The sequence below is a fragment of the Streptomyces sp. NPDC008139 genome (genome assembly GCF_042957025.1).
Classification (GTDB): Bacteria; Actinomycetota; Actinomycetes; order Streptomycetales; family Streptomycetaceae; genus Actinacidiphila.
Window position 1 is genome coordinate 89,209 of record NZ_JBIBHM010000019.1, and the last position, 22,073, is coordinate 111,281.

At 73.0% G+C, this 22,073-nt stretch carries 17 protein-coding genes; 3 read left to right on the top strand and 14 right to left on the bottom strand.

Annotated features, from left to right (window positions below):
* Window positions 1-45: 45 nt before the first annotated feature.
* Both ACFZBB_RS31815 and ACFZBB_RS31820 read right to left on the bottom strand, forming a co-directional pair.
* Window positions 46-1,131 (bottom strand): prephenate dehydrogenase, encoded by a 1,086-nt coding sequence (locus tag ACFZBB_RS31815; RefSeq protein ID WP_391129768.1) that lies wholly within the window; start codon window positions 1,129-1,131, stop codon window positions 46-48.
* A 330-nt stretch (window positions 1,132-1,461) separates the two neighbouring features.
* Window positions 1,462-1,920 (bottom strand): YidB family protein, encoded by a 459-nt coding sequence (locus ACFZBB_RS31820; protein WP_391129771.1) that lies wholly within the window; start codon window positions 1,918-1,920, stop codon window positions 1,462-1,464.
* Window positions 1,921-2,056: 136 nt separating this feature from the next.
* Here ACFZBB_RS31820 and ACFZBB_RS31825 point away from each other — a divergent pair, with 136 nt between their 5' ends.
* Together ACFZBB_RS31825 and ACFZBB_RS31830 are read left to right on the top strand one after the other, a co-directional pair.
* Window positions 2,057-2,419, top strand: coding sequence for a DUF952 domain-containing protein (locus ACFZBB_RS31825; RefSeq protein ID WP_391129774.1), 363 nt, complete (start codon window positions 2,057-2,059; stop codon window positions 2,417-2,419).
* A 135-nt stretch (window positions 2,420-2,554) separates the two neighbouring features.
* Window positions 2,555-3,268: a DNA polymerase beta superfamily protein gene (locus ACFZBB_RS31830; protein WP_391129777.1), complete on the top strand. Its 714-nt coding sequence runs from the start codon at window positions 2,555-2,557 to the stop codon at window positions 3,266-3,268.
* 106 nt (window positions 3,269-3,374) lie between these two features.
* Here the strand turns inward: ACFZBB_RS31830 and ACFZBB_RS31835 are convergent, their stop codons facing one another.
* The 9 genes from ACFZBB_RS31835 to ACFZBB_RS31875 form a co-directional block, all read right to left on the bottom strand.
* Window positions 3,375-4,508: a pseudouridine synthase gene (locus ACFZBB_RS31835; protein ID WP_391129780.1), complete on the bottom strand. Its 1,134-nt coding sequence runs from the start codon at window positions 4,506-4,508 to the stop codon at window positions 3,375-3,377.
* Entirely contained in the window at window positions 4,508-5,200 is a 693-nt protein-coding gene (scpB, locus tag ACFZBB_RS31840; RefSeq protein WP_391129783.1) for an SMC-Scp complex subunit ScpB, read from the bottom strand. The genes ACFZBB_RS31835 and scpB overlap by 1 nt, the downstream gene beginning before the upstream one ends.
* Complete coding sequence (locus ACFZBB_RS31845) at window positions 5,197-6,330, bottom strand: segregation/condensation protein A (protein ID WP_391129786.1); 1,134 nt, start codon at window positions 6,328-6,330, stop codon at window positions 5,197-5,199. The genes scpB and ACFZBB_RS31845 overlap by 4 nt, the downstream gene beginning before the upstream one ends.
* Before the next feature lie 85 nt (window positions 6,331-6,415).
* Window positions 6,416-7,132, bottom strand: coding sequence for a hypothetical protein (locus tag ACFZBB_RS31850; RefSeq protein ID WP_391129789.1), 717 nt, complete (start codon window positions 7,130-7,132; stop codon window positions 6,416-6,418).
* Window positions 7,117-8,079: an AAA family ATPase gene (locus ACFZBB_RS31855; RefSeq protein WP_391129792.1), complete on the bottom strand. Its 963-nt coding sequence runs from the start codon at window positions 8,077-8,079 to the stop codon at window positions 7,117-7,119. The genes ACFZBB_RS31850 and ACFZBB_RS31855 overlap by 16 nt, the downstream gene beginning before the upstream one ends.
* Before the next feature lie 377 nt (window positions 8,080-8,456).
* Entirely contained in the window at window positions 8,457-9,572 is a 1,116-nt protein-coding gene (gene ald / locus ACFZBB_RS31860) for an alanine dehydrogenase (protein ID WP_391129849.1), read from the bottom strand.
* Between the two features lie 150 nt (window positions 9,573-9,722).
* Entirely contained in the window at window positions 9,723-12,437 is a 2,715-nt protein-coding gene (locus tag ACFZBB_RS31865) for a tetratricopeptide repeat protein (protein ID WP_391129795.1), read from the bottom strand.
* A gap of 190 nt (window positions 12,438-12,627) precedes the next feature.
* Window positions 12,628-13,251 carry an NUDIX domain-containing protein gene (locus tag ACFZBB_RS31870; RefSeq protein ID WP_391129798.1) on the bottom strand — a complete coding sequence of 208 codons (624 nt, stop codon included), beginning with the start codon at window positions 13,249-13,251 and terminating at the stop codon, window positions 12,628-12,630.
* Window positions 13,252-13,325: 74 nt separating this feature from the next.
* Window positions 13,326-14,999 carry a CTP synthase gene (locus ACFZBB_RS31875; RefSeq protein ID WP_391129851.1) on the bottom strand — a complete coding sequence of 558 codons (1,674 nt, stop codon included), beginning with the start codon at window positions 14,997-14,999 and terminating at the stop codon, window positions 13,326-13,328.
* Window positions 15,000-15,591: 592 nt separating this feature from the next.
* Here ACFZBB_RS31875 and ACFZBB_RS31880 point away from each other — a divergent pair.
* A complete protein-coding gene (locus tag ACFZBB_RS31880; protein ID WP_391129801.1) occupies window positions 15,592-17,409 on the top strand; it encodes a glycoside hydrolase family 15 protein in 1,818 nt (605 codons plus the stop codon).
* 21 nt (window positions 17,410-17,430) lie between these two features.
* On the opposite strand, the gene ACFZBB_RS31885 is transcribed toward ACFZBB_RS31880, so the two are convergent.
* From ACFZBB_RS31885 to recN, 3 genes are all read right to left on the bottom strand, one after another.
* A complete protein-coding gene (locus tag ACFZBB_RS31885) occupies window positions 17,431-18,561 on the bottom strand; it encodes a glycosyltransferase (RefSeq protein ID WP_391129854.1) in 1,131 nt (376 codons plus the stop codon).
* 141 nt (window positions 18,562-18,702) lie between these two features.
* On the bottom strand, window positions 18,703-19,548 hold the full coding sequence (locus tag ACFZBB_RS31890; RefSeq protein ID WP_391129804.1) for a hypothetical protein: 846 nt from the start codon (window positions 19,546-19,548) through the stop codon (window positions 18,703-18,705).
* A gap of 644 nt (window positions 19,549-20,192) precedes the next feature.
* Window positions 20,193-21,944, bottom strand: a complete 1,752-nt coding sequence (recN, locus tag ACFZBB_RS31895; protein WP_391129807.1) for a DNA repair protein RecN — start codon at window positions 21,942-21,944, stop codon at window positions 20,193-20,195.
* Window positions 21,945-22,073 lie beyond the last annotated feature (129 nt).

A 22,073-nucleotide genomic window follows, 5' to 3' on the forward strand; every position in this document is an offset into this window, starting at 1 on the left:
GGGGCGCGCGGGTACGGCGCTCGCGACGGCCCGTGCCGGAGGCGACTACTGGCGGATCGACCAGCCGCGTTCGCGCAGCGCCACGGTCAGGGCGGGCGCCGTGCGCGGCTCGACCATGAGGTGCACCAGACCGGCCTGCTGTCCGGTGGAGTGTTCGATGCGGACGTCCTCGATGTTGACGCCCGCCGCGCCCGCGTCGGCGAAGAGGCGGGCCAGCTCGCCCGGCTGGTCGCCGATGAGGACGGCCACGATCTCGTACGCCTTGGGCGCCGTGCCGTGCTTGCCGGGGACCTTGGCGCGGCCCGCGTTGCCGCGCCGCAGGATGTCCTCGATGCCCGCCGCGCCGCCGCGCCGCTTGTCCTCGTCGGCGGACTGGAGAGCACGCAGCGCCGCGACCGTCTCGGTCAGGTCGACGGCGACGTCGGCGAGGACGTCGGCGACCGGTCCGGGGTTGGCGGCCAGGATGTCCATCCACATGCCGGGCTCGGAGCCCGCGATCCGCGTGACATCGAGGATGCCCTGGCCGCACAGGCGTACGGCGGTGTCCTCGGCGTGCTCCAGGCGGGCCGCGACCATGCTGGAGACGAGCTGCGGGGTGTGCGAGACCAGGGCGACGGCCCGGTCGTGGGCGTCGGCGTCCATGACGACGGGGACGGCGCGGCACAGCGCGACCAGTTCGAGGGCGAGGTTGAGCACCTCGGTGTCGGTGGCCGGGGTCGGGGTGAGCACCCAGGGGCGGCCCTCGAAGAGGTCGGCGGTCGCGGCCAGCGGCCCGGAGCGCTCGCGGCCCGCCATGGGGTGGGTGCCGATGTAGTGGGTGAGGTCGCAGCCCAGCGCCTCCAGGTCGCGGCGCGGGCCGCCCTTGACGCTGGCGATGTCGAGGTAGCCGCGGCCGAGCCCGCGGGTCAGCGCGTCGGCGAGGGTGGCCGCGACGTGGGCGGGCGGCACGGCGACGATCACGAGGTCGACCGGGCCATCGGGCTCCCCCGTGGTGCCCGCGCCGAGCGAGGCCGCGGTGCGCGCGGTGCCCGGGTCGTGGTCCGTGAGGTGGACGTCCACACCGCGCGCGGTGAGCGCGAGGGCGGCGGAGGTGCCCATCAGGCCGCTGCCGACGACCAGGGCGGTCCTCACTGGGCGACGCTCCCGGAGGCGTCCCGCTCGGGTCGGCCGCTCCCGCGGGCCGTTCGTACCGCCACGTCACTGCTCCCTCGGCTGCTCACGTACCTGCCGACCAGGGTAGTCACCGGGGGCGGGGCGCGAGACGGACGCCCGCACTGCGAGACGCGCGGCGCGTCTTCCCGGCCGACCGGGCACAGCGAGACGCGGGCGTACGGGCGGCGCGGGCGTACGGGCGGCGGGCGGCGGGCGTACGGGCGGCGCGGACGTACGGGCGGCGGGCGGACGCGCAAGGCCCCCGTGGCGGCCGGGTACGCGAACCGGACCGCCACGGGGGCGGGGACATTACTTGCCGAGCCCGCCGAGCTTGCCGAGCTGCCTGCTGATGACGTCCTGGAGGGACTCCCCCTGAGGGACCTCGCCCTCGGGCGTCAGCTTGTCGACCGCCTCGGGGAGACTGCCCGCGAGGTGGTCGGCGGCCTCCTGCGGGGAGACGCCCGCGTCCTGGGCGGCCTTCTGGAGGGCGTCGTCGGGAAGCGCCTGGGCGATCTGGTCGCCGGTGACGGGCTTGTTGTCGCCCTGGCCCACCCATGACCTGGCCTGCTCGCCGAGGCCGGACTTGTCGAGCATGCCCAGCAGCCCTTCCAGGGGGTTGCCCGCGGCGCCGGTGCCACCGGCCGCGCCCTTGCCGCCGAGCTGGCCCAGCAGCGAGCCGAGGAGGCCGCCCGCGCCACCGGAGGAGGAGCCGCCCTTCGCGCCGCTGAGCAGAGTGCCGAGAAGGCTTCCGAGGTCGTTTCCCGCCATGGTCTCGTCCCTTTCAGGAGTCGGGCCGTCGGCGCGCGTCACGTCACCCGGCACCGAACACGGACAATGTCCCGCAAACCCGTCTCCGCCGCCACTCGTCACCGCCTCACCCGCCCGGACCAGGTAGAACTTCCCCATGCTCTTCCACTTGGTGCCGCTGGACGACTGGCTGCACGCGCCCGAGCGCCCGTACGCCCCCGCCTCCCTGGACGAGGAGGGTTTTGTGCACTGCTCGCCCGACGAGACCGTGACCCTCGCGGTGGCCGACGCCTTCTACCGGGAGGTGGCGGGGCCGCTGATGGTGCTGCTGATCGAGGAGGCCGCGCTGCGCGCCGAGGTCCGCTGGGAGGCGGCCGATCCGGCGCCGCCGCCCGGCGTTCCGGAGGGCACGGCCTTCCCGCACGTCTACGGCCCCATCGACCGGCCCGCGGTGACCGGCATGCTGGAGGTCGTACGGGATCCGTACGGCCGTCCGCTCGGGCTGACGGCCTGGTCGTAGTCCCGCTACGCCCCTCGGGATCTCCCCCGCCGCAGCGGTATCGTGGGCCCCGCCATCACCGTCTGCAACGTGATCACCGCACGAAGCAGTGGAAACTCCGGCGCTTGGTCGGACTTCATGGCGATAATCGCCCTCATGCGCGATCCGCTGGGGCACGACCTTGTCCGGGACCACACGGTCTATGCCTGCGTCATGGGCTCGCGCGCCTTCGGTCTGGCCACCGACGGCAGTGACACCGACCGGCGGGGTGTGTACGTGGCGCCCACCGAATTGTTCTGGCGTTTCGACAAGCCGCCGACGCATGTCACCGGACCGCGGCACGAACAGTTCTCCTGGGAGCTGGAGCGATTCTGCTCGCTCGCGCTGCGCGCCAACCCCAATCTGCTCGAATGCCTGCACTCACCGCTGGTCGAGTACGCCGACCCGACCGGGCTCGAACTCCTCGACCTGCGCGACGCGTTCCTCTCCCGCCGCGCCGACGCCACCTTCCGCGGCTACGCGGCCCAGCAGCTCGGCCGCCTCGAAGCGGACATCCGCAACCACGGCCAGCCGCGCTGGAAGCACGCCATGCACCTGCTGCGGCTCCTGATCTCCTGCCGCGACCTGCTGCGCACCGGCCGCCTCACCATCGACGTCGGCGACCAGCGCGAGCGCCTGCTGTCCGTCAAGCGCGGCGAACTGAGCTGGGACGAGGTCCGTGCCTGGATGCGCACGCTCCACGAAGAGACCGACACCGCCGCCACCCGCTCCCCCCTCCCCCCCGACCCCGACCGCCCCCGCATAGAAGCCTTCCTCACCCGCGTCCGCCGCACCTCAGCCGCGTTCCCACTCCCCACCAAGCCCGCGTAGCTCACCCGCGCGAAGGCGCCCATCCATCTGGACGGGCGCCTTCACGGGTCCGCACCTCCAGGCCCGGCGGTCCGGCGGTCCGGCGGGGGCGGTGGGGGCGGTGGGGTTAGAGCTCGACCTCGTGCATCAGCATGCCGACCTCGGTGTTGGTCAGGCGGCGGAGCCAGCCGGACTTCTGGTCGCCGAGGGGGATGGGGCCGAAGCTGGTGCGGACCAGTTTGTCGACGGGGAAGCCCGCTTCGGAGAGCATGCGGCGGACGATGTGCTTACGGCCCTCGTGGAGGGTGACCTCGACGAGGTAGTTCTTGCCGGTGTTCTGGACCACGCGGAAGTGGTCCGCGCGGGCCCAGCCGTCCTCCAGCTCGATACCGCTCTTGAGCTGCTTGCCGAGGTCGCGCGGGAGCGGCCCCTGGATCGCGGCGAGATAGGTCTTCTGCACGCCGTAGCGCGGGTGGGTCAGCCGGTGGGCCAGCTCGCCGTGGTTGGTGAGCAGGATCAGGCCCTCGGTCTCGGTGTCGAGCCGACCGACGTGGAAGAGCCGGGTCTCGCGGTTGGTGACGTAGTCGCCGAGACACTGGCGGCCGTCGGGGTCCTCCATGGTGGAGACGACACCGGCCGGCTTGTTGAGCGCGAAGAAGAGATACGACTGGGTGGCGACGGTCAGCCCGTCGACCTTCACCTCGTCGTGGTCCACGTCGACCCGCAGGCCCTGCTCGGTGACGATCCGCCCGTTGACCTCGACGCGGTGCTGTTCGATCAGCTCCTCGCACGCCCGGCGCGAACCCATTCCGGCCCGCGCGAGCACCTTCTGCAAGCGCTCGCCCTCCTGCTCGGCGCCGGGGAAGGTCTTGGGCGTCTTGATCTGCGGCTTGCTGTGCCGCTCCCGGTTGCGCTCCTCGATCTGCGCGTCCAGCTCGCGCGGCCGGGCCGGCACCGGCTTGCGGCCGCGGTTGCCGGTCGGCTTGTTGCTGCCGGGCTTGGTACGCGGCATGCCGCCGGGCTTGTTCGCACCGGACTGGCCGGTGCTGCCCACGTCGTAGCGGCGCTCCTCGGGACGCGGCGTGCCCTTGGGCCGCTGGCTCTGGCCCTCACCGCGGCGCGCGTCCGCCGAGCGCCCGTCGCCCGAGCGGCCGTCGCCGCGCCGGTCGGCACCACCACGCCGGTCGGCGTCACGGGGCCTGTCGCCTCCACCGCCCCGCGGGTTCCGGTTGCCGCCGCTGTTCCTGTCGCTGCTTCGCATCAAGTGTCCGTTGTCGAGGTGTCGTCCGGCGCGTCCGGATCGAACGACGGAAGCCCCTCCTGGGACTCCGCCTCGATCGCTTCCGCCTCCGGCAGGAACGGTGCTAGCTCGGGCAGCTCGTCGAGGCTGCGCAGGCCCATACGTTCCAGGAAGTAGTTCGTCGTCCTGTACAGGATCGCACCTGTCTCGGGTTCCGTCCCACCTTCCTCGACCAGCCCCCGCTGGAGGAGGGTGCGCATGACGCCGTCGCAGTTGACTCCGCGGACCGCCGAGACGCGCGAACGGCTGACCGGCTGCCGGTACGCGACCACCGCCAGCGTCTCCAGCGCGGCCTGCGTGAGCCGGGCGTGCTGGCCGTCGAGGACGAACTTCTCCACGGCGGGCGCGAAGGCGGGCCGGGTGTAGAAGCGCCAGCCACCGGCGACCAGCCGCAGGTCGAAGCCGCGTCCCTCGCGGGTGTAGTCGTCGGACAGCTCGCGCAGCGCCCTGCCGACGGCCCGCCGCGGCCGTTCCAGGACCTTGGCCAGATGCTCCTCGGTGGCCGGTTCGTCGACGACCATCAGCACCGCCTCCAGGGCGGGCTTCAGTTCCAGCTCGGCGGTCTCGGCGGCGAGCGGCCCTGCGGGCGCCGCCGTATCGCCTGCCGCGCCGGCCGCGGCAAGGGCCTCGGTGATATCCGACACGTCCGTCATTCCTCGGCCTCTCCCTGCTCGTGCTGCGGCTCACGCACCGGTACTGACTCCGGCACCGGCACTGGATCCGGCACCGGCTTGCGCGCCGGAGCCGCCGCCTCCTGGTCGAACTCGTCGGTCACCAGCGGCGCCGCCGTGTCCTGCTCCCCGCCCGTCCAGCGGACCTGGAGCAGCCCCAGGGCCTCTTCCTGGTCCAGCGCGACCGCCTTCTCCCGGTACAGCTCAAGGAGCGCGAGGAAGCGCGCCACGACGGTCAGCGTGTCCGGCGCGTCCTCGGTCAACTGACCGAAACTGGCCACGCCGAGCTGCCGCAGCAGCGCGATCACCCGCTCGCCCTGTTCCCGGACGCTCACCAGCGGCGCGTGGATGTGGTCGACGTACACCTGCGGCTTGGGCTTGGGCAGCATCGCCTTCACCGCGAGCTGCGCGAAGCGCTCGGGGCCGATGCTGAGGACGACCTCGGGCAGCAACTCCGCGTGCTGCGGTTCGAGGCCGACGGTACGGGGGTAGCGCAGCGCCTCGTTGTCCAGCCGCTCGGCGAAGATCGCCGCGATCCGCTTGTACGCCCGGTACTGGAGCAGCCGGGCGAAGAGCAGGTCCCGTGCTTCCAGCAGCGCGAGGTCCGCCTCGTCCTCGACCTCGGCGGACGGCAGCAGCCGGGCCGCCTTCAGGTCCAGCAGGGTGGCCGCGACGACCAGGAACTCGGTGGTCTGGTCGAGGTCCCAGTCCGGGCCCATGGCGTGGATGTACGTCATGAACTCGTTGGTGACCTTCGACAGCGCCACCTCCGTGACATCCATCTTGTGCTTGGAGATCAGCCCGAGCAGGAGGTCGAACGGCCCCTCGAAATTCGCCAGCCGTACGGTGAAACGGTCCCCTCCGGCCGGAACGGGCTCCGCCTCAACGGCTTCCACGGCCTCGACCGGCGCCGCGGGCGCATCGACCGGCGCCGCGGGCGCTTCGGCTACCGCTTCGACCGGCGCCGCGGGCTCGGTCTCTTCCACCGCCTCTTCCACGGCCTGTTCCGCCACCGCGCCAGGCGCCTCCGCTGTCACGGCAGGCGTCGGTTCCGCCTCGGCGGCGGCGCCGAGCCCGAGGCTGCGGCGGGGAGTGGCGGGTGAGGTCGGCATCGGGGTCCAGGGTACGAAGTGGTCTGTGCAGGCTACTCGCCGCAGCAGGCCACGCCTCGTTCCCCGACCGCGCGCCGTCGGGGCGTCAGCGGCCCCGCAGACGGCGTACGAGGATGCTCGCGTCGCCGCGCGACTCCAGATCGGCCAGCACCACGGCGACGGCCTCGCGGACGATCCGGCCGCGGTCGATGGCGAGCCCGTGCTCACCGCGAAGCACCAGCCGGGCGTGTTCCAGATCCATCAGCTCCTCGGCGGAGACATAGACGGTGATCTTCTCGTCGTGCCGCTCGCGCCCGCTGGGACGGCGGTTCTGCCGGGCGGCCTTGCGCCGCGCCTGCTGGGGCTGCGGCTGGGCGGTGATCGGGGGCTGGACGGGTGCGGCCTGCGGCTGCGGCGCGGGCGCGGTCATGGTGCCGGAGGAGGCGGCCGGCGACGGCATACCGGCCCGTTCGGCGGTCAGCGGGCGGCGTGAGGTCGGGATGTCCCGGCCGCCGTGTTCCGCGCTGTCCTCGCCCTGTCCCGCGGTGCCGGAGGGTCGTGTCCCTTCGTCGCCGTCCGCAGGATCGGCCGCGTCGTTGCCCGCGGCCGGGTCGGCCACCGGTACGGACCGCAGCCGGCCGTCCGTCTGCGTACCGTTCTGTCCTTCGCCCGGACCACCGGAGCCGCCGGAGCTCCCGGAACCACCGGAGCCGCCGGGGCCGGGGCCGCCGGGGTGCTGCCGTGGCTGCGGGGCCTGGAGCGCCGCTCCTCCGGTCGTCCGGAACAGCTCGTCGGCGCCCGGCAGACTCACTCGGCGTGGCACCGGGCGAGCACCTCCCTGGCGAGCTGGCGATAGGCGGCCGCGCCGACGGAGTTGGACGCGTAGGTGGTGATCGGCTCGCCCGCCACGGTCGTCTCGGGGAACCGCACGGTGCGGCCGATGACGGTGTGGAAGACGTGCTCGTCGAACGCCTCGACGACCCGGGCCAGCACCTCGCGGCTGTGCACGGTGCGCGAGTCGTACATGGTGGCGAGGATGCCGTCGAGCTCCAGCTCGGGGTTGAGCCGCTCGCGGACCTTCTCGATGGTCTCGGTGAGCAGCGCGACCCCGCGCAGTGCGAAGAACTCGCACTCCAGCGGAACGATCACCGAGTGCGCCGCGGTGAGCGCGTTGACCGTCAGCAGGCCGAGCGAGGGCTGGCAGTCGATGACGATGTAGTCGTAGTCGGCCATCAGCGGCTTGAGGGCGCGCTGGAGCGACGATTCGCGGGCGACCTCGCTGACGAGCTGCACTTCCGCTGCCGACAGGTCGATATTGCTGGGGAGCAGGTCCATGCCGGGCACCGCGGTCTTCAGCAGGCACTCGTCGGCCGCCAGTCCGCGTTCCATCAGCAGGTTGTAGACCGTGATGTCGAGTTCCATCGGGTTGACCCCGAGGCCGACCGAGAGCGCGCCCTGCGGGTCGAAGTCGACAAGAAGCACCCGGCGGCCGTATTCGGCCAGCGCCGCGCCCAGGTTGATGGTCGAGGTGGTCTTGCCGACCCCGCCCTTCTGGTTGCACATCGCGACGATCTTCGCGGGGCCGTGGTTGGCGAGCGGATTGGGGATCGGGAAGTACGGCAGGGGCCGGCCGGTGGGGCCGACGCGTTCGCGGCGCTGCCGGGCCGCGTCCGGGGCGAGGGTGGCCGCGTACTCCGGATCCGGTTCGTACTCGGCATCCGGGTCGTAGAACTGACCGTCCTGCAGGTCGTTGTCGTTGAAAGGCGCCATGGCGTAAGCAGGTTGCGTCTCTGTGTTCGTCTCGGGCCGGCGGGACTCGAAGGTGCGGACCGCGACGGAACCGACGGTCATTCCTGGTTGACCACCCCCGGGAGCAAATGTCGACTCATTCACAAGTCGTCTTACCTCCTTGGTGACCAGGAAACTTCTAGACAGGTCAGCGTGACTACAGCCGACGATTCGCGACTCTATGGCGTGTCGGTGGTCCACAGCAACACAATCCGCCGGACACGGCACGATGTGTCGGCAACCGAACACCCCGCTGTCAAGGGCGTAAGCACATGAACGGCCGGGCCTCGACACACAAGACCCGGCCGGTGGTGCGGTGTTGGCGCGATGTTGACGCGCCTGGTCACAGTGGCCGCCGGTCAGCCCAGCAGCGTGTGCAGGTCGGTGGAGTCGAGGCCGTGCGCCTCGGCCACCGGACCGTAAACAACTTGTCCCTCATGCGTGTTGAGACCGAGAGCGAGAGCCGCGTCACGTCGCAGCGCCTCGCGCCAGCCGCGGTTGGCCAGTTCGACGATGTACGGCAGCGTCGCGTTGGTCAGCGCGTACGTCGAGGTGTTGGGAACCGCGCCGGGCATGTTCGCGACGCAGTAGAACACCGACTGGTGTACGGGGAACGTCGGTTCGGCGTGCGTGGTGGGGCGGGAGTCCTCGAAGCAGCCGCCCTGGTCGATCGCGATGTCGACAAGGACAGATCCCGGCTTCATGCGCGAGACCAGCTCGTTGGTGACCAGCTTCGGCGCCTTCGCGCCCGGAATGAGCACCGCGCCGATCACGAGGTCGGCGTCGAGCACGGCCTTCTCCAGCGCGTAGGCGTTGGAGGCGATGGTCTGCACGCGGTTGCCGAACACCTTGTCGGCCTCGCGCAGTTTGTTGACGTCCTTGTCCAGCAGCGTGACGTGGAAGCCGAGTCCGAGCGCGATGGTGGTGGCGTGCCAGCCGGAGACACCGGCACCGATGACGACGGCCTTGCCGGACTGGACACCGGGGACACCGCCGGGCAGGACGCCGCGGCCGCCGGCCGAGCGCATCAGGTGGTAGGCGCCGACCTGCGGGGCGAGCCGGCCGGCCACCTCGGACATCGGGGCGAGCAGCGGGAGCTGGCGGTTCGCGGTCTCCACCGTCTCGTACGCGATGGCGGTGGTGCCCGACGCCAGCAGCGCGTCCGTGCACTCGCGGGAGGCGGCGAGGTGCAGGTAGGTGAAGAGCGTCTGGTCCTTGCGGAGCCGGTGGTACTCCTCGGCGATCGGCTCCTTCACCTTGAGCAGCAGATCGGCCGTGGCCCACACCTCGTCGGCGGTGGCGAGGATGCCCGCACCGGCCGAGACGTACTCCTCGTCGGGGATGGACGAGCCGTCGCCGGCGCCCTGCTCCACGAAGACCTGGTGTCCGTTACGGACGAGTTCGTGCACGCCTGCCGGGGTGATGGCCACGCGGAACTCGTTGTTCTTGACCTCGCGGGGGATGCCCACCTTCACGTCGATCACGGTCCTTGCGCTCAGGGAAGAATGACCGCTTTGGGGCGGCAAAAGCCAGTCTAGTGAAGGAAGACCCTCTGTCCAGCCTTACAAAGTGACCACTTTGGCCGAGACCATTGGCAGTTTCGTAGGTATACAGCGCGGCGATCGTCAGTTCGGCGCCGATTCGCCCTCGCTGAGCAGGCGGTTCGCGGCGGCGCGCTGGACCGTGGCGCCGCTGGGATCGCCCAGCCGGTCGAGCGTGTCGGCGAGCCGCAGCAGGATCGCGCCCTCCAGCCGCCGCTCCCCCGCCTTGCGCGCCCAGTACAGCGCGTCGCGGCAGGTCCGCAGCGAGTCCTCCGGGTAGCCCGCGTACTCCTGCACCCGCGCGGCCTCGGTCAGCGCGCGGGCCTGCGCGCCCAGGTCGCCCAGCCGCCGGTACGCCCCGGCGGCGGCGCGCCATTCGCGCAGCGCGGGCCCGTACCGGCCGTCGTAGGTGAACAGCGCGCCGATCCGGCCGTGCAGCCGGGCCTCGTGGAAGGTCTCGCCGCGTTCCTGGCGCAGCGCGAGCGCCCTGCCGTACCAGTCGGCGGCCCGCTGCGGGTCGTGCCGCTCCTGATACGTACCGCCGAGGGCTTCCAGTACCCGGCCCTCGGCTTCCGCGTCGTCGCACTTGCGGGCCGCGCCGAGTGCGGCGCGGTACCGGTCGAGCGCCCGGTCGGAACGGCCCGCCGCCGCGTCCAGGTCGCCGAGGTTGATCAGTGCCGCCGCCTTCTCCCGGTCCAGGCCGCGCCGCTCGGCGACGTCCAGGACCAGGCCGTGCAGTTCGTACTGCTCGGCCGCCATCGCGTTCCCGCCGGGGAAAGCGGCGAGCGCCTGCACCTGGGCGGCGATCAGCCGTCTGGCCAGGGTGTCCAGGTCGCCGTCCGCGACGGCGACCCGCGCGGAGGCCAGCAGCGCGGGCAGCCGGGACCGCAGCCACTCGGCGGCCGTCACGGGCGAGTCGAAGCTGAGGCTGCGCGGGCCGTCGTCCGGCAGCCGCATCCGCACGAGCGCCGAGCCGCACGACAGCAGCAGCCGTACGGTCCGCTCCAGCATCCTGGCCCGGGCCAGCCGGACCTCCTCCGGGCGGTCGCGGGATTCGAGCAGCCCGCGCAGCAGCGGCTCGAAGCAGCCGGGCAGGCGGTACTGCGGCGGCAGCTCGTCACCCGTCACCGGACCCGGCGCCAGCAGGGCCCCGCCGACGAAATCGTCGAGCGTGCTCTGCGCGGCGACCACGGAACAGCCCGCGAGCGCCGAGGCCACCTGCGCGTCGACCATGCCCGCAGGTGCCAGCGACAGGAGTCGCAGCATCCGCGCGGCGGTCTGCGGCACGTCCTCGTAGACCAGCCGGAAGGACCGTACGAGTTCGCCCTGCGCGGTGGCGCGCGAAGGCGCCGTCCCGTCCGCTTCGGCCGAGGGCGTGGCGGGCGCGTCGGCCGAGACCGTACGCAGCCGGGTCGCGGCGTCCGCCACGGACAGCGTGGGCCGGGCCGCGAGCCAGGCGGCGACCAGCCGCAGCGCGGTGGGGTGCCCGCCGATCTCCTGCACCAGCGCCTCGGCGGCGCGCGGGTCGCAGGTCACCCGGGTGGAGCCGATGCTGTGCGCGAGCAGTTCCACGGCGGCGGGCGTGTCGAGCCCGCCCAGCGTGCACGGCCGCACGTCCGGCACTCCGGGCAGCGGGCCGTCCGAGGTGACGACGACAAGGCTGCCGGGCGCGTCGGGGATCAGCCCGTCGAGCTGATCGGCGCGCAGGACGTCGTCCAGGACGAGGAGCGTCTTGCGCGAGGTGGCGGCGGGGCCGCCGGACGGGGCGGCCGGGGCGGGAGCGGCGGGTGTTACGGGAGTGGCGGAGCCACTGGGTCCAGGAGTACGGGCGAGGGCTCGGCGGAGGGCGCGGACGGCCTGCTCGGCGGGTACGGGCTCCCCTTCCGGGGAGGTCATACGCAGGAAGACCTGGCCGTCCGGGTAGTCGTCGGCCAGGTCTTCGGCCAGGCGGAGCGCGAGCGCGGTCCGACCGACGCCGGGGCGTCCGGCGACGAGCAGCACGCGCGCCCGCCCCTTCCCCTGCTTTCCGAGGCCCGGCCGTCCGATCTCCCCGCGCAGCTCCGCCAACTCCCTTTCCCGGCCCACGAATTGACCCTCGGCCCAGCCTCCCGCCCATACGGCGGCGCCGACCCGCACCGTGACCTCGCCGGTCCGGCTCACCGGGCGGACCGCGCCCGCGCCGACATCCGAAGGCGCGGCGCCCGGCGCCTCGGGCCCGCGCTCGCCCTTCGCCACGGGCGCGGCGGGCGCGGTCCCGACCTTGGGGTCGGCCGCGGGGTCGGCCTTGCGATGAGGCGTGGGATCAGGCTTGGGGTCCGCCTCGACGTCGGCCCCGGTGTCCGCCCCGGACCCTTTCTCGGTTCCCGGCGCGACTGCGGCGGTGCGCTCGGCCTTCGCCGGACGCGCGACCGGCGCGTCCGACACCGACTCGGACTCCGGGCCGACCCCCCTCCCGGCAGCGGCGTCCCCGGCCTTCGCCGGACGCGCGGCCGGTGCGTCCGGCACCGACTCGGACTCGGGTTCCGGCCCGGCGTCCGGTCCGGCGGCGGTGCGTTCGGCCTTGCGGCCGGTCACGGACGACGGCTCGGCGTCCTTCGCGGGCGTCTGCTCGGGCCCGGACTCGACTGCGGCTGAAGGGGCCTCGGGGGCCGGGCCCTTGCGCGTCGGCGAGCCGGCGGAAGCCGACCGTCGGCGGCGGGCGCGCGCCTTGGCCGGTGCGGCGGCCGTGTCCGGTTCAGGTGCCGCCGAGGCGTCCGCTCCCGCAGGGGTCCCGTTGGGGTTCAGCGCCTGATCCGTCACGGCCTACGCTCCCGGCTCAGTGGGGTCGTCCGCGCGGGGCGCGGATGCGCGGGTACGCGGCTACGGCGACGAGCCTAGTTCACGCGGTCGGGCCGGTCCGGGGCTCCGACGCGGCCGACCGCGTAAATGATCACTCCATCGGATCATCGAGACCGATGAGGGAGCTGTGAAGAAGCTGTGGAGCGGACGGTCAGGGCGTGAAGGGCCGCGCGGGCCACGGCGACTCGGCGGGCCGCAGCGCGTCGAGACCGGCGCCGTTCATCGCGGCCTGGAGCGCGAAGACGCCCACGACCAGGCAGTTGTTGTGCAGATCGCCCGCGAGTACCCCGCTGACGAGGTCGGCGAGCGGGACGCGGGCCAGCTCCATGTCGGCCTCCTCCTCGGCGACCGCGAAGCGCTCGCCGTCCGCCTCGGAGACACCGCGCGCGAGGAAGATCCGTACCGCCTCGTCCGTACCGCCGGGGCTGGTGTAGACGTCGGTGAGGACCCGCCAGTCCTCGGCCTTGACGTGCGCCTCCTCGTACAGCTCGCGCTGGGCCGCGTGCAGCGGATTCTCGCCGGGGATGTCGAGCAGTCCGGCCGGGATCTCCCAGAGCTTCTGCCGTACGGGGTGCCGGTACTGGCGCAGTACGAGGACGCGATCGGCGTCGTCGAGGGCGAGGACGGCCACCGAGCCGGGGTGGACCTGATAGTCGCGGACGGCGGTGGTGCCGTCGGGCATGACCACCTCGTCCGTGCGTACCGACGTCTTCTTGCCGGTGAACGGCGTGGAGGTCACGGTGACCCGCCACTCCTCCTGAGTGTCCTTCAGCATGCTGCGCCTTCCGAGTCCGTGACCGTACCGAGTGACCGGGAGCGGGCGCCGGGCCCGCTCCCGTAACGCCGCCTTCAGCCCTGCCGCTCCTGCGGGTCCTGCTGCTGGCGCGCGACCGCCGCCTTGACCAGCCCGGCGAACAGCGGGTGGGGCCGGGTCGGGCGGGACTTCAGTTCGGGGTGCGCCTGGGTGGCGACCAGGTACGGGTGCACCTCGCGCGGGTACTCGACGTACTCGACGAGCTTGTTGTCGGGCGAGGTGCCCGAGAAGACGATGCCGGTCGCCTTCTCCAGCTCGGCGCGGTAAGCGTTGTTCACCTCGTAGCGGTGCCGGTGCCGCTCCTCGACGTACGGCTGGTCGCCGTAGACCTCGCGGACGATGGAGCCCTCGGCGAGCTTCGCCGGGTAGGTGCCCAGGCGCATCGTGCCGCCGAGGTCGCCCTTGCCGTCCACGATGTCGAGCTGCTCGGCCATGGTGGAGATGACCGGGTGTCCGGTGCCGGGGTCGAACTCGGTGGAGTTGGCGTCGGCGATCCCGGCGAGGTTGCGCGCGGCCTCGATGACCACGCATTGCAGGCCGAGGCAGAGTCCGAGCAGTGGGACGCGGTTCTCACGGGCGAAGGTGATCGCGGTGACCTTGCCCTCGACGCCTCGGTCGCCGAAGCCGCCGGGCACGCAGATCGCGTCCACGTCGCCGAGCTGCGCCGCCGCGCCCGCCGGGGTCCGGCAGTCGTCGGAGGTGACCCACTTGACGTGCACCTTCGCGTTGTTGGCGAATCCGCCGGCGCGCAGTGCCTCGGTCACCGACAGATAGGCGTCGGGCAGGTCGATGTACTTGCCGACCAGCGCGACCTTCACCTCGTGGGCGGGCTCGTGCACCCGCTTGAGCAGGTCGTCCCACTGGGCCCAGTCCACATCGCGGAAGGGCAGGTCCAGCCGCCGGACGACGTACGCGTCCAGGCCCTCGGTGTGCAGCACCTTGGGGATGTCGTAGATGGAGGGCGCGTCGATCGCGGCGACCACCGCGTCCTCGTCGACGTCGCACATCAGCGAGATCTTCCGCTTGATGGCATCCGGCACATGGCGGTCCGCGCGCAGCACGATCGCGTCGGGCTGGATGCCGATGTTGCGCAGCGCGGCCACCGAGTGCTGGGTCGGCTTGGTCTTCAGCTCGCCGGAGGGGCCGATGTACGGCAGCAGCGAGATGTGCACCACGAAGACGTTGTCCCGGCCGACCTCGTGCCTGACCTGGCGGACCGACTCCAGGAACGGCAGCGACTCGATGTCGCCGACCGTGCCGCCGACCTCGGTGATGACGACGTCCACGTCGTCGGTGGCCATCCGGCGGATGCGGGACTTGATCTCGTTGGTGATGTGCGGGATGACCTGCACGGTGTCACCGAGGTACTCGCCGCGCCGCTCCTTGGCGATCACCGTGGAGTAGATCTGGCCGGTGGTGACGTTGGCGGAACCCGCCAGATTGACGTCGAGGAAGCGCTCGTAGTGGCCGATGTCGAGGTCGGTCTCGGCGCCGTCGTCGGTGACGAAGACCTCGCCGTGCTGGAAGGGGTTCATGGTGCCCGGATCCACGTTGAGATAAGGATCGAGCTTCTGCATGGTGACCCGCAGGCCCCGTGCCTTGAGCAGCGCCCCGAGGCTGGAGGCCGTCAGGCCCTTGCCGAGAGAGGAGGCCACACCACCGGTGACGAAGATGTGCTTGGTCGTCGTGGATTTCGGCGCATTCTTCAGAAAAGCTGCCAAGAGGGGGCTCCCGTGGTCGCGAGGTGAGGGTCGGGACGGCGTTCGTGCTTGGGAGCGCCGTCGCGGCGGTTCAGTGGTTCATCCCACCGGCCCACGGGCTACCAGGGTATCAGCGACCCCGGCCGCCGAATGATGCGCCACGGCGGCCGGCGGGCACGACGGATGACTTCCGCCACTCCGAACCGCCACCGCCCGGCCTCCGGGCGGTCGTCGCGCGGCCTCCGGGCGGTCGTCGGGCGGTCTTCGTGAGGTGTTCGTGAGTTCTTCGGGCAGTTTTCGTGCGCTCTTCTGGCCGTCGAAGGGCCGCCGAAGGGCCGTCGAAGGGCCGTAGTAAGGCCGATGTAGCGCCGCCGCAGGGCCGTCGTGGAGCCGCCGCGGGGCCGGTACACCCGACCGGCGGAGCGAAGATCGCGGAGACATGCGCACGCCCTCCTCGGACGACGTATCCTGCACGGACGCATTGCTACGAGCCGACCGGCACGGCACTATCCCCGCCCAGTTCCCGGGTCATGAGCTCGTCCAAAATCCCCAGACCGCAAGACCGTCCCCAGCGGGGGCGGCGCCTGTCGTTCGACTGGAGTTGCACGTGGCCGGGCTCATCGAGGACTACGCCCTCATCGGTGATATGCAGACCGCCGCACTGGTCTGCCGGGACGGCACGGTCGACTGGCTGTGCCTCCCCCGGTTCGACTCGCCCGCCGTCTTCGCCGGACTGCTCGGTACCGAGCAGCACGGCTTCTGGCGGCTGGGCCCCGCACACGGCAAGGACGACCAGCCGCCGGCCGCGACCCGCCGCAGGTACCGGGGCGACTCGCTGGTGCTGGAGTCCGAGTGGGACACCGAGCGCGGCACGGTCCGTGTGATCGACTTCATGCCGCCGCGTGACGGCGCCCCGCAGGTCATCCGGATCGTGGAGGGCGTGCACGGCCGCGTCCCGATGCGCTCCGCCCTGCGGATGCGTTTCTCCTACGGGCAGATCACGCCGTGGGTGCACAAGGTCGGCGACCGTACGGTCGCGGTGGCCGGGCCCGACTCCGTGTGGCTCGACACCGATGTCGACACCTACGGCCAGGATCTGACGACGTACTCCGAGTTCACCGTCGCGCCCGGGGACCGCATCGCGTTCACCATCAGTTGGGAGCCGTCGCACAAGCCGCAGCCCTCACTGCCTGAGCCCGAGGCGTCGCTGACCGCCACCGAGGACTTCTGGCGCGAGTGGGTCGAGCAGTGTACGTACACCGGGCCGTACCGGGACGCGGTGGTGCGCTCGCTGATCACGCTCAAGGCGCTGACGTACGGGCCGACCGGCGCGATCGTCGCCGCGCCGACCACCTCGCTGCCCGAGGACATCGGCGGGGTCCGCAACTGGGACTACCGCTTCACCTGGCTGCGCGACGCCGCGATCACCCTGTCCTCGCTGCTGCGCACCGGCTACCGCGACGAGGCCCGCGCCTGGCGCGAGTGGCTGCTGCGCGCGGTGGCGGGCGACCCCGAGAACCTCCAGATCATGTACGGCATCGCGGGCGAGCGCGAGCTGGGCGAGAACGAGCTGCACTGGCTGCCCGGTTACGAGGGCTCCTCCCCCGTCCGGATCGGCAACGGCGCGGCCCACCAGCTCCAGCTCGACGTGTACGGCGAGGTCACCGAGGCCCTGCACCTGGGCCACATGACGGGCCTGGCCCGCAACGACTACGCGAGCGTCCTCCAGCTCAAGTTGATCCGCTACCTGGAGAAGCACTGGAACGAGCCGGACGAGGGCATCTGGGAAGTCCGGGGCCCGCGCCGCCACTTCGTGCACTCCAAGGTGATGGCCTGGGTCGCGGTCGACCGCACCGTCAAGCTCATCGAGTCCGGCGAGGTCGACGGCCCGCTGGAGCGGCTCAAGGAGCTGCGCGAGGACATCCACTACGACGTGTGCGAGAAGGGCTTCGACCGGGACCGCAACACCTTCACGCAGTCCTACGGCTCCAAGGAGCTGGACGCCTCGCTGCTGCTCATCCCGCAGATGGGTTTCCTGCCGCCGGACGACAAGCGGGTCATCGGCACCATCGAGGCGATCCAGCGGGAGCTGTCGACCGAGGACGGCTTCGTCCTGCGCTACCCCGTCTCCAGCGGCGCCGACGGCGAGGAGAATCTGGACGGCCTGCCCGGTGACGAAGGGGCGTTCCTCGCCTGCTCGTTCTGGCTCGCCGACGACCTCGCGATGATCGGCCGCGTCGAGGAGGCCCGCAAGCTCTTCGAGAAGCTGCTGGCGCTCCGCAACGACCTCGGTCTGCTCGCCGAGGAGTGGGACCCGCGCCGCAAGCGCCAGGTCGGCAACTTCCCGCAGGCGTTCAGCCATGTGCCGCTGATCGACACGGCGCTGCGGCTCACCGCCACCGGGGCCTTCCGCGCGTAGCGGGTCCCGGACCCCGGTCCGTCAGACCTGTGTCAGCTCGTCGTAGACGCTGAGCACCTGAGCCACCGTGTCGTCCTCGGTGGGCCAGGTGGCGGCCTGGGCGCGGCCCGCCACGGACAGGGCGGTACGGCGGCCGGGGTCGGCGAGCAGGGTGCCGACGGCGCGGGCGAGGGCCGCCGCGTCGCCGTAGGGGACGAGGACGGCCGCGTCGCCGACGAGTTCGGGGGTGCCGCCGACAGCGGTGGCGATCAGCGGGACGCCCGCGTGCAGGGCTTCCTGGGCGATCAGCGGGCGGGCCTCCCAGCGGCTGGGCAGGACGACGAGGTCGGCGGCGGCGAGCAGTTCCGGCACGTCGTCGCGGCGGCCGAGCAGGACCACCGGGAGCTGTTCCGCCTCGATCCGCTTCTCGAGGGCCGCGCGCCTACTGCCCTCGCCCGCGACGGCGACCAGCGGCGGCGGTTCGAGACCCGTCCAGTGGGCGGCGGCGTCCAGCAGGAGGTCGTAGCCCTTGTGGGCTTCGAGGCGGCCGACGGCCAGCAGCAGCGGGCGGTCGATTGCGCCGAATTCGGCGCGGGTCTTGTGGGTGTGCCGCTCCCCGTCGCCTGGCAGGTGCGGCGGCGGGGCGACCGGGCGCGGTACGGCGGCCGGTGCCAGCCTGACGTCCTTGGCGCCGAGGTGGCGGGCCCGGTCGACGAGTTCGGCGGAGACGCCGAGGACGACGGTGGCGCCGCGTACCGCCCGGCGTTCCAGCCAGCGCAGCAGTGCGGCGCGGCCCGCGCCGTCGTGTTCCGCGGGGGCGCCGCCGTGCCAGGTGAGGACCAGTGGGGTGCTGCGGCCGCCGAGCGCGATCGCGGCCAGCAGTCCGGCGCGCAGGCCGTGCGCGTGGACGATTCCGGCGCCGGAGAAGACGGCGCGCAGGGCGGCGACGGCGGGCGCGTCGGTGGCGGCGGCGGCCCTGCGGCCGATGTCGAGGGGGACGAAGCGGGCGCCGGTGCCGGCGAAGATGTAGTCGGCCTCGGCGGCGGGGGGCCCGCAGACGGTGACCGCGACACCCCGTGCCACGAGCCCGCCCGCCAGCGAGCTGACGTGCGCTCCCGACGTCGTGCCCATGACGTGCACGGCGTGGAGCTGCCCCTGGAAGGGGGTGGACATGCTGCTCACGCGGGGCACTGCTCCTGACTCGGCACGGGACGGCGGGCGTTGGCGGGTACGGGCAACCCCTCCAGGATGCCAGGCCGCACCCGCGGGTCACCGGTCACGGTCGCGCTCAGGCCCGCTCACCCGCCCTTGGGATCACCCATACGGGTGTGCCACGCGGCCCCAGGAGTCAACGTGCCGTACTCCGGGCGCGTTCCACAACCGCTCGTGGGAGGAGATCCGGTCGCCCGCGGCGGTCATCGCGATGAGCGCCGCCGCGTGCAGCAGCAGCCCTGTCCTGCCGTTGGCGACGACGATCGCCGCGCCCAGTGCAGCGCCGAGCGCGTGGGCGCCGCCGTCGCCGAGCATCGTCCGCTCGCTGAGGTCGTCGCCGAGTACGGCCGCCGCGGCGCCCACGGGGGCCGCGGCCAGCACTCCCGCGGGGCCGCGGCGCAGCAGGCCGGGCACGCTGACGGCGATGACCGCCTTCGCGGCGCGGCCGGGCGAGATGTCCACCAGGTTCACCGCGTGCGCGGTGCCCGCGATGACGACGCCCGCGAGCAGTTGGTCGAAGGGCCGCACCTTGAGCAGGGTGCCCGCGGCGAGCCCGGCCGCGCCGATGCCGAGGAGTTTCACGGCGCCCGAGGTGAACCGGCCCTCGCGCAGCGCCTTCAGATGCGCGCCGAAGCCGCGTTCGTCGGGCGAGCCGGCCTGGTCGTCGTAGGCCCCGCAGGCGCCCGCGGCCAGTGCGGCGCCGACGGCCGCGATCCGGGAACGTACGGTCAGGCCGCGCGCGGTGCCCAGGGCGGTCGCGGCCCCGGCCGCGGCGGCCAGACCGCCGTAGAGCTCCACACCGCGCCCCGCGTAGTTGCTGCGCTGCCACATCCGGGCCTCGACCGGGGGCCGCCTGCGCAGCTCCGCGTAGGCCGCGCGGGTCGCACCGGCCGCCGCCATGCCGACGGACAGCCGTCCCGACCGCCCCTTCCAGCCACGCCTGCTCATCCCGCTGCCTCCACGTCGTCGCCGTCGTCCGCTCGCGGCCAACCGCCGCGCCCGGCTGCGCAATTACCCGGCCCGCAGAGCCTTCCCCGCCACGCCCCCGGAAAGCCGTCTCCGCGCGCTCCCGCCGCGCGCGGCACATTATCCGACCGCGACGACGTCCTCCGGACCCGGACCGCCACGGACCTCAGGCCCGCCCGACCGACGCGCCGCGTCCGACCCCGCCCCTGTCCCGGACCGCCAAGGGTCCCCAGCGCCAGCCGACCTCCGCAGCCGAGAGACCGTACCGTCCTCGCCGCGCCCCGGCGTACCCGGCCTCCTTCCACAGGCCGCCACGCGACCGACCTCACCCTCCCGCCGCACGCCGTCGCCGCAACGGCTGACGGCCACGCGCCCTCCCGCCCGCACGGGCGGCGCAGCCGGACGTCGGCGTCCGGGCCCGCTCATCGGACCGCCGCGAGACCTCGGGCACGTTCGACCGGAACGGTCAGGGGCTCGCGACGCGGCCGGCGGCAGCGGGCTGGGGTGGACGGGGGCGCGGCCGGTGGGCGGGGGCGCGGCCGGTGGGCGGGGGCGCGGCCGGTGGACGGGGGCGCGGCCGGTGGACGGGGGCGCGGCCGGTGGGCGGGGGCTGTGGTGTCGGGGGGTCAGCGGGCGGCCTTGGCCGCGGCGAGGAGTTCCTCGGCGTGGGCGCGGCCCAGTTCGGAGTCCTCGAGGCCGGCGAGCATGCGGGAGAGCTCCTTCACCCGGGCCTCGCCCTCCAGGATGGTGACGCCGCTGCGGGTGACGGACCCGTCGTTGGTCTTCTCGACCAGGAGCTGCCGGTCGGCGAAGGCCGCGACCTGCGGGAGGTGGGTGACCACGACGACCTGCGCGGTACGGGCCAGGCGCGCCAGGCGGCGGCCGACCTCGACGGCCGCCTTGCCGCCGACTCCGGCGTCCACCTCGTCGAAGAGGTACGTCGGCACCGGGTCGGACCCGGCGAAGACCACCTCGACGGCGAGCATGACGCGCGACAGCTCACCGCCCGAGGCGCCCTTGGCGATCGGCCGGGCCGGGGAGCCGGGGTGCGGGGCCAGTTGCAGCTCCACCTCGTCGGCGCCGGTCGGGCCGAAGGTCACGGCCCTGCCGCCCACCTCGATCCCGGCGTCGGGCTCGGCCGTCTCGGTCTGCCGGATCGCGACGCCGACACGGGCGTGCGGCATCGCCAGCTCGGCGAGTTCCGCGGTGACGGCGGCGGCGAAACGGTCCGCCGCCTCGCCCCGCGCGTCGGTCAGGTCCTGGGCGAGCGCGCCCAGTTCCGCGCGGAGCGCGTCCCGCTCCGCGGTGAGTCCTTCGATCCGCTCGTCGTCGCCCTCGAGTTCGCCGAGCCGCGCGGCGCTCTCCTCGGCCCACGCCAGCACGCCGTCGATGTCGACGCCGTACTTGCGCGTCAGATGCGCCAGTACGGACCTGCGCTCCTCGACGGCCGCGAGCCGCAGCGGGTCGGCGTCCAGATTGTCGGCGTATCCCGCCAGCTCGCCCGAGACGTCACCGAGCAGGATGCCGATCTCGCCGAGCCGGGCCGCCAGGCCCGCCAGTTCCGGGTCGTGCGCGCTGACCGCGTCCACCGCGCGCTGCGCCCCGGCGACGAGGGTGCCCGCGTCCACGCCCTCCGGGTCCTCGGGGTTCCCCGCGAGCGCCGCGTGCGCGATGGCCGCCGCGCTCGCCAGCGCCTCGGCGTGGCCGAGGCGGGCCGCCTCGGCGGCCAGTTCGGTGTCCTCGCCCGCGACCGGCTCGGCCGCCGCCACTTCCTCGATGCCGAACCGCAGCAGGTCCGCTTCCTGCGCGCGCTCCCTGGCCCGCGTCGTCAGCTCGTCCAGCTCGGCCGCGACCTCCCGAAGCCTGCGGTAGGCCGACCCGTACTTCGCCAGCGGCGCCGCGACGGCGTCACCCGCGTACCGGTCCAGGGCCTCGCGCTGCCGCGCCGGGCGCAGCAGGCCCTGCTGGTCGGTCTGGCCGTGCACGGCCACCAGGTCGTCCGCCAGCTCGCCGAGCAGCCCCACCGGGACGGTACGGCCGCCCACGAACGCCCGTGAGCGGCCTTCCGCCGAGACGGTACGGCTGATCAGCAGCGCGCCGTCGTCCAGCTCCGCGCCCGCTTCCTCCGCCCGTACGGAGGCCCGGTTGCCGGGGGCCATCGTTATCCGGCCCTCGACGGACGCCGCCTTCGCGCCGATGCGTACCAGCGCAGGATCGGCCCGGCCGCCCAGGAGCAGGCCGAGGCTGGTCACGACCATGGTCTTGCCCGCACCGGTCTCGCCGGTCACCGCGGTGAAGCCGGGTGAGAGTTCCACCACGGCGTCCTCGATGACCCCGAGCGACCGGATTCGCATTTCCTCCAACACGGGTACGACCATACGAGGTTTGCGCCCCGCCGCGCGACGGTCCCCTGCGGAGGGCGGTACGCATCTCCGGGGCTCGGCCCCGAACGGTCCCCCTCGCGGAGGGGGCAAGCGTCTTCAGGGGCACGGCCCCGGGCCTTTCTT